At 40.8% G+C, this 8557-nt stretch carries 1 protein-coding gene; it reads right to left on the bottom strand.

Going from position 1 to position 8557, the window contains the following annotated elements; translation table 11 throughout:
• On the bottom strand, positions 1 to 8557 hold an 8557-nt coding region (locus J7R13_RS08025), incomplete at both ends, for a hypothetical protein (RefSeq protein ID WP_208438219.1).

Below are 8557 nucleotides of genomic sequence, written 5' to 3'. Positions count from 1 at the left end.
AACTTCACTACCACTCTTTTCACCACCTACACTAATAACATGCGTATCTTCATTCTGCTTAACAAGACTGTCTCCCACCACTTTGTTAATCTCATTCTTAAGCTCTTTATGAATATTCGTGAAAGAACTTCCTACACCGGCAAATGCTTCTGCTACACTGTCATAGCTCTCCTCTCCAACCCCACTGCCATCCTCTTTAACTGTTTTAAGCTTAAATTTGGGAGCTTTCCATTGGCCTTTCTCATACTTAGCTCCACCCCCTAAATACGTCGCAAATGTATCACCAAGCGAATAAAGCTGCTTACCCGTAACGGCATCGGTTGAATCCTTAGAAACATCACCATCTAAAAGAAACGTAATTTTGCTGTTTTCTTGTGTCCTGACGGATCTGCCCTTTTCTTCCTGTTTCTTTTCATGACGTGCGACAAAAGCATGAGCGTCATCACTCCATAACAAAGAATCCTGTGCTACACCTTCTGATACTTCCTTAATGCGCTGATTTACATTCTTGATATTTTCATCAAGCCCTGTAAACGCACCTCCTACATCTTGAAAGGAACTCTCTGTTACAACTCCATTTTTCTCAACCTTCGATAATTTATACGTTGGTTGTGTAAAGCTACCGTCTTTAAAGGATGTATTACCACCTAAAAACTTTGCTACATCCTCGCCGATTTTATGAATCTGACCACCCGTAACCACATCACGTGAGTCTTGAGCAATCTTACCATCCGCAACATTATGCAAACCAACAGCCGCAGAGCCTTGTCCTTTGCCAAAAGTCACACTCGCATAATTAATAGTGCCTTTTTCATCATCGTTCTTATCGTAATGAACTACAGCTGAATCATCAGACTGAAGATGATTAATTTGGTTGGTGATCTCATTGGTAACTTTGTTCTGAACATTCGTGATAGAACTACCAACTCCAGCAAAAGCTTCCGCTACATTGCTATAGTCAATCTCTTCAGGACTGCCATCCTCTTTAACTGTTTTAAGCTTAAATTTGGGAGCTTTCCATTCTCCTTTATCATCATAACCTGCTCCACCTCCTAAATACGTCGCAAACTGATCCTGTAAGGAATAAAGCTGAGAACCATTTACTGCTTCCGTTGAAGCTGCAGAAATCTCTCCAGAAGCAAGGAATTTAATTTTGCTATTGCTTCCTTCTTTGCCATGCTTGGCCACAAACGCATGATCATCACTGCCCCAAGATAACGAATCGCCTTCTACTTTGCTAACTACATTTGTAATCTCTTTATGAATATTCATGAAAGAATTACCAACACCAGCAAAAGCTTCCGCTACATTATTATAGCGTGTTTCAACGGGAGTGCCATCCGTATTGAAGGCTTTAACCGTGAAAATTGGAGCTGTCCATTTGCCATCCTCATACTTAGCGCCACCACCTAAATACTTCGCAACCTTGTCACCCAGTAAATAAAGCTGGCTACCTGTAATAGCATCCGTTGAGCTTTCAGAAACTGTTCCAGCCTGAAGAAACGTAATCTTACTATTAGCTTTTTGTCCACCTTCACCATGTTTGGCTACAAATGCATGATAATCCTTGCTCCAAGACAACGAATCCTGTGCAACACCTTGCGAAACTTCTTTAATCCGTGCATTAACATTCTTGATATTGCTATCAAGTCCAGTAAAGGCTGCTCCAACATCGTTAAAATCAGTTTGCTCTACCTGTCCTGCTGCATCAACCTTCGATAAGCTATAGGTTGGTGCTGTAAAAGCACCATTGTTAAAGACTGCATTACCACCCAAAAACTTCGCAATATCCTGAGAAATTTTGTTAATCTGACCACCATTGATTGCATCATGTGAATTTTCAGCAATTTTACCATCCGCAACATTATGGAGCGCAACTGGTGCGCGGTTTTCACCTTTGCCTAAAGTTACACTCTTGTAATTAGTGGTGCCATTCTCATCTTTATTCTTATCGTAAAGAACAACAGCTGAATCCTCAGACTGAATATTTTTAGAAAGTTCTTCTAATCTTTTATCAAGTTGCCCCTTGTTAACCGCTTCATTATTCTGGGTTGCTGCCTTCACACCTGAAAGCGTACGATCCGCTCCAGTTTTATTGGCGATATTAATTTCACTGCCTTCTACTTCTTTACCAATATTGATAGCCTTTGTCTCAGCATCTTGCTTAACAAGGCTATCACTCACTACATTGGTAATCTCTTTTTTAACATTTGTGATAGAAGTACCAACTCCAGCCAAAGCCTCCGCTACAGTTTTATATTCCTTATCTTCAACATCACTTCCATCATCCTTAACTGTTTTAACCTTGAAACTTGGAGCTGTCCATTGTCCATTCTCATACTTAGCATCACCGCCTAAATACGTAACAACCTTATCATTCGTCTCAAAAAGCTGTGTGCCATTTACTGCATCCGTTGAGTTTTTAGATAAATCTCCCCCTGCAACAAATTTAATTTTGCTGGCTGTTTTTTCTGCTCCATGCTTGGCTATAAAGGCATCATCTTCCTTGCTCCATGATAACGAATCTTGCGCAACACCTTGAGATACTTCTTTAATCCGTGCATTAACATTCTTGATATTTGCATCAAGTCCAGTAAAGGCTGCTCCAACATCGTTAAAGGAATTCTCTGTTACTGTCCCGTCATTAGAAACACTCGATAATTTATAAGTTGGCTGCGTGAAGGCACCCTCATTAAATGACGCACCACCACCTAAATAGGTAGAAAGCGCATGCCCCATAGAGTAGAGCTGATTACCCGTAACAGCATCCGTTGAACCCTCAGAAACATTACCATCTAAAAGAAATGTAATTTTGCTGTTTTCTTGTGTCCTGACAGATCTGCCCTTTTCTTCTGTACTCTTTTCATGACGCGCGACAAAGGCATGAGCTCCTTCGTTCCATAACAAGGCGTCTTTCTCAATATGTTGAGAACTATCCGTTATTTTTTGATTAAAATCATTGATCGTATTCGTTATACGAGTATTCACATTCCCAAGGCTATAATCAAGCGCCGAAAGAGCTGAACCAACATCATGGTGAACACTTCCTGATGCGCCTACTTCACCATTTTTTCTAATGCTATGTATTTCATAAGATGGTTTGGTGAAAGCACCACCACTAAAGGCTGCTCCACCACCAAAGAAACCTGCAACATCTTCACCGATTTTATTAATCTGACTACCCGTGATTGCTTCATTTGAATCTGCCGAGAGCGCTCCACCCTTTATACCAGTAAGAGTACGCTTTTCATTTTTGTTGTTGGCAATATCGATTTTGTCACCATCTGTTTCTTTACCAATAGTAAGGTGTTTGGTTTCAAGATCCTGTTTCACGAAGCTACTAGCTGCTACTTGTTCCTTGACGTCTTTTTCAACTTTCTGCAGTTGTGAAAAATTTACAGCGTCAGTCTCAGCACTCCCAGCCGCTACACCAGAAATGGTCCGAGCACCACCATCCTTATTTTTAATATTGATTTTACTACCTTCTTTTTCTTCGCCTATCTTGATTAACTTTGTCGCTTCATCCCACTTAACAAGGCTATCACCCTTTACATTGGTAATTTCATTGTTAATCTCTTTTTTTACATTTGTGATAGAAGTGCCAACTCCAGCCAAAGCTTCCGCTACAGTTTTGTATTCCTTATCTTCAACATCACTTCCATCATCCTTAACAGTTTTAATCTTAAAGGTTGGAGCTTTCCATTCTCCTTTATCATCATAACCTGCTCCACCTCCTAAATACGTCGCAAGCGTACTGCTCATAGAGTAAAGCTGATTACCCGTAACTGCATCCGTGGAGGTTGATGAAACTTCACCATTCGCAAGAAACTTAATCTTGCTGTTCACTGGTTTCACTGTCTCTTCTCCAGCCCCTTTCTCTGCATGATGAGCAACAAACGCATTAGCTTCCTTGCTCCACGATAAGGAATCGCCTTCTACTTTGGTGACTACATTCGTAATCTCATTTTTAATATTCGTGAAAGAATTACCAACACCAGCAAGAGCAGAAGCTACATCTTTGTAGACTGTCTCTTCACCTTCTGTACCATCAGCCTTAACAGTTTTAACCTTAAATTCTGGAGCGGTCCATTGACCATTCTCATATTTGGCTCCACCACCTAAATACGTCGCAAATGTATCACTTAGTGAATAAAGCTGCTTACCAGTAACAGCATCCGTTGAAGTTGGTGAAACATCACCATTTGCAAGAAATGTAATTTTACTGTTTTCTTGTGTCCTTACGGCTTTACCTGTTTCTTCTGTGCTCTGTTTATGTTCATGACGAGCCACAAACGCATCGGCTGCATCATTCCACAATAAAGAATCACTTTTAACATTATTAATCTCTTTGCTGATGTTATTCTTAATATTCGTGAAAGAACTACCAACACCAGCAAAAGCTTCCGCTACAGTTTTATAGCTTTGTTCATCCTCTTTACCATCAGAATTGACAGTTTTAATCTTAAAGCTTGGAGCTTTCCATTCTCCTTTATCATATTTGGCGTCACCACCAAAATATGCCGCAACCTTATTATTCGTCTCAAAAAGCTGGGAACCATTTATAGCATCCGTTGAAGTCTTAGAAACTTCTCCGTTTAAAAGAGACGTAATCTTGCTGTTTTCTTGTATCCTTACAGACTTGCCCCCTTCTTCTGTGCTCTGTTCATGACGGGCTACAAAGGCATGGGCTTCCTTATTCCACAGCAGAGCATCACCTTTAACTTGTTCAGTAACATTCGTTAGTTGATCTTCAACTTTTTTGATGCTTGTATCTAGCTGTCCCTTGTTAACCGCCTCATTCTCTTTCTCTGCTGCTTTCACACCAGAAAGGGTCCGTAACTCTTTTTTGCTGTTAGCAATATTGATTTCACTGCCTTCTACTTCTTTACCAATAGTAATATAATTTGTATTGGCATCTTTCTTAACAAGGCTATCACCCTTCACATTGCTAATCTCATTATTAATCTGCTTCGTAATCTCATTCTTAACATTCGTGATAGAATTACCAACACCTGCAAACGCATCCGCTACATTATGATAGACTGTTTCTTTAGCTTCTGCACCATCACCGTTAACAGTTTTAACCTTAAAGCTAGGAGCGGTCCATTGGCCATTCTCGTATTTGGCCTCACCGCCAAAATATGACGCAACCTTATTATTCGTCTCAAAAAGCTGGGAACCATTTATAGCATCTGTTGAAACCTTAGAAACTTCACCATTCGCAAGAAACGTGATCTTGCTGTTCATTGGTTTCACTGACTCTTCTCCAGCCACTTTCTCTGCATGATGGGCTACAAACGCACCATCTTCCTTACTCCACGATAAAGAATCGCCTTCTACTTTGGTGACTACATTCGTAATCTCATTTTTAATATTCGTGAAAGAATTACCAACACCTGCAAGGGCAGTCGCTACATCATTGTAGACTGTTTCTTCACCTTCTGTACCATCAGCCTTAACAGTTTTAACCTTAAAACTCGGTGCTTTCCAGTTCCCTTCCTTATCATAGCCCGCACCACCACCTAAATACTTCGCAAATGTATTATTCAAAGAATAGAGCTGATTACCCGTAACAGCATCCGTGGAGGTTGATGAAACTTCACCATTCGCAAGAAACGTAATTTTGCTGTTTTCTTGTGTCCTTACGGCTTTACCTGCTTCTTCTGTGCTCTGTTTATGTTCATGACGAGCCACAAACGCACCATATTCCTTACTCCACGATAAGGAATCGCCTTCTACTTTGGTGACTACATTCGTAATCTCATTTTTAATATTCGTGAAAGAATTACCAACATCTGCAAGGGCAGTCGCTACATCGTAGACTGTTTTCTCACCTTCTGTACCATCACCGTTAACAGTTTTAACCTTAAAGCTAGGAGGTGTCCATTTGCCATCCTCATATTTAGCTCCACCGCCAAAATATGCTGCAACTTTATTATTCGTATCAAAAAGTTGGGAACCATTTATAGCATCGGTTGAACCAGTAGAAACATCACCATTCGCAAGAAACTTAATCTTGCTGTTCACTGATTCCACTGACTCTTCTTCAACCCCTTTCTCTGCATGATGGGCTACAAACGCACCATCTTTCTTACTCCACGATAAGGAATCACCTTCTACTTTGGTAACTACATTCGTAATCTCATTTTTAATATTCGTGAAAGAATTACCAACATCTGCAAGGGCAGTCGCTACATCATTGTAGACTTTTTCTTTACCCTCTGTACCATCACCGTTAACAGTTTTAACCTTAAAGGTTGGAGCGGTCCATTGGCCATTCTCATATTTTGCTCCACCGCCTAAATATGCCGCAAATGTATCACCTAGTGAATAAAGCTGGGAACCATTTATAGCATCGGTTGAACCAGTAGAAACATCACCATTCGCAAGAAACTTAATCTTGCTGTTTTCTTGTGTCCTTACGGCTTTACCTGTTTCTTCTGTGCTCCGTTTATGTTCATGACGAGCCACAAACGCATCGGCTGCATCATTCCACGATAAGGAATCGCCTTCTACCTTAGTGACTACATTCGTAATCTCATTTTTAATCTCATTTTTAATATTCGTGAAAGAATTACCAACACCAGCAAAAGCTTCCGCTACAGTTTTATAGCTTTGTTCATCCTCTTTACCATTAGCGTTAACAGTTTTAACCTTAAAGCTAGGAGGTGTCCAAGTCCCTCCGCTAAAGCTAGCACCACCACCTAAATAACCAGCTATGCTGGTGCCAAACTGATGCAATTGTTGCCCTGTCATTGCTTCAGTGGAAACATCAGAAATGGCTCCATTCGCTATGCCGGAAATAACTCTATTCTCACCTTTTTTGTTTACAATATCTATCTTATTACCATCTGCATCTTTACCAATGGTGATAAGATGCGTCTTTGCATCTTGTTTTACAAAGCTACTGGATGCTACCTGTTCTTTGATCTCCTTCAGCTGTGCAAAATTCACTGCATCAGTATCATCAGTACCCGTTGCAACTCCTGTTATCTTTTTACTACCAGCGCCAATACCATCGGTCGTTATTTTTGGACCACCTGTAATTACTAAGCCGGTGGCATCGAAGGTATTTGTACCTGCCTTTAAGCTCGTTAATGCAACATCTTTAGCCAGATCAAATTTTAGCTTATTGTCTTTATCGCCTTTTGTAATCTGAAGATTTGTACTTCCAGCAGAAAAATCTACATCACCATCCATAAGAACAGTTGTGCCATTTGCACCGCCAGCAGAGAGTTTCCAACCGTTTTTTCTTACAACATCTTCTAAGTCTCTTAACTGTCTAACATTCACAGCATCGGCAGCTTCAGAACCAGCTGCTACGCCTGTAATTTGTCTGGTTATACCCTTACTATGATCACCAACACTCACTGCACCCCGCGTACTTTTCCAGTGCGCCTCTGTGTTTGTTGCAGAACCCTGCGCCAAAGAAGTATAACCAAAAACGCCAGCAGCCCTATTGGCTACAGATTCAGCACCTATTGCAACACTTTTTTCAACTTCTGCTTTTGAATAAAACCCCATGGAAAGAGCTTCTTTACCTGTAGCATATGCACGGTGTCCAAAAACAGATGCTCCATACTCCAAAGCTTTAGAACCGGAACCCAAAGCTGTTGAATAATCACTTTTTGCGGTTGTATAATCATCTGGATTGTCTGCATTATATTCAGAACCTATTGCTATACTGCTTTTCCCTAGGGCATGCGCCATGCGGCCTATACCAATAGATTGATCAGCTGAAACTATCACACCCCTCCCAATACCAATAGAATCTTCTGCCTGCGCCGCCGCAAAAGCACCTATAGCAATAGCATGCTTACCGGGTACGCCTGCAGCAGCACCAATAGCAATCCCCTGATAACCATTAACTCTAGCTGATAAACCAATAGCTATTGCTCTTTCAGCTAACGCGCTTGCTGCAGCACAACCTTTAGTACCATCTACATTTAGACATTCCGGGTCCACTCTACCTATTGCAACACCCGAGTAATCAGATGCTGCTGCTCCATCACCCAACGCAACACCTAGACTAGCTCTCACATTACGCTGCATTTCATTAGCAAGAATAAACCGCAGTGGAGAAATATTAGAACTCATTTTTTGTTCTTCACTAAAATCTTCTTTTACAAATGTTTTGGATGTCCTCAACCGTGCGACATTCCCAACTTTTAGTGTATCTTGCATAGCTTCTCGTGTAAAACCGCTGTATGCTGCCAAAACATTCACGATAGCATTATCACTGCTTTTCTTAGAAAGAGTATTGATGAGAAAATTGACATAGTCACTCACAGCGCTCGCTGTCAGTGTGCTTCCCGCTGGTCGTGCTGTTACATAATTTTCCTGATCGCTCGCATCAACATTATAGTCATCAACAACAGAGATAACACTTTGCGGAAAAGCTACAGAAGGGCTTTTCGCACTTATGAGAACCGCTTCTTTTGGAGAAACTGTTTTTGAATACACTGGAGAAGCACTCGACAAAAGTGCTACTATTGAGGATAAAGAAAGCATCTTTACAAAAGATGTCTTGTAAATAGGACGAAGAAAATTCAATTTG

Origin of the sequence: Bartonella taylorii 8TBB, from assembly GCF_902825155.1 — a bacterium.
Lineage (GTDB): Bacteria > Pseudomonadota > Alphaproteobacteria > Rhizobiales > Rhizobiaceae > Bartonella > Bartonella taylorii_A.
The sequence above is the reverse complement of the archived record's forward strand: the minus strand, read 5'-3'. Positions and strand labels throughout refer to the sequence as shown.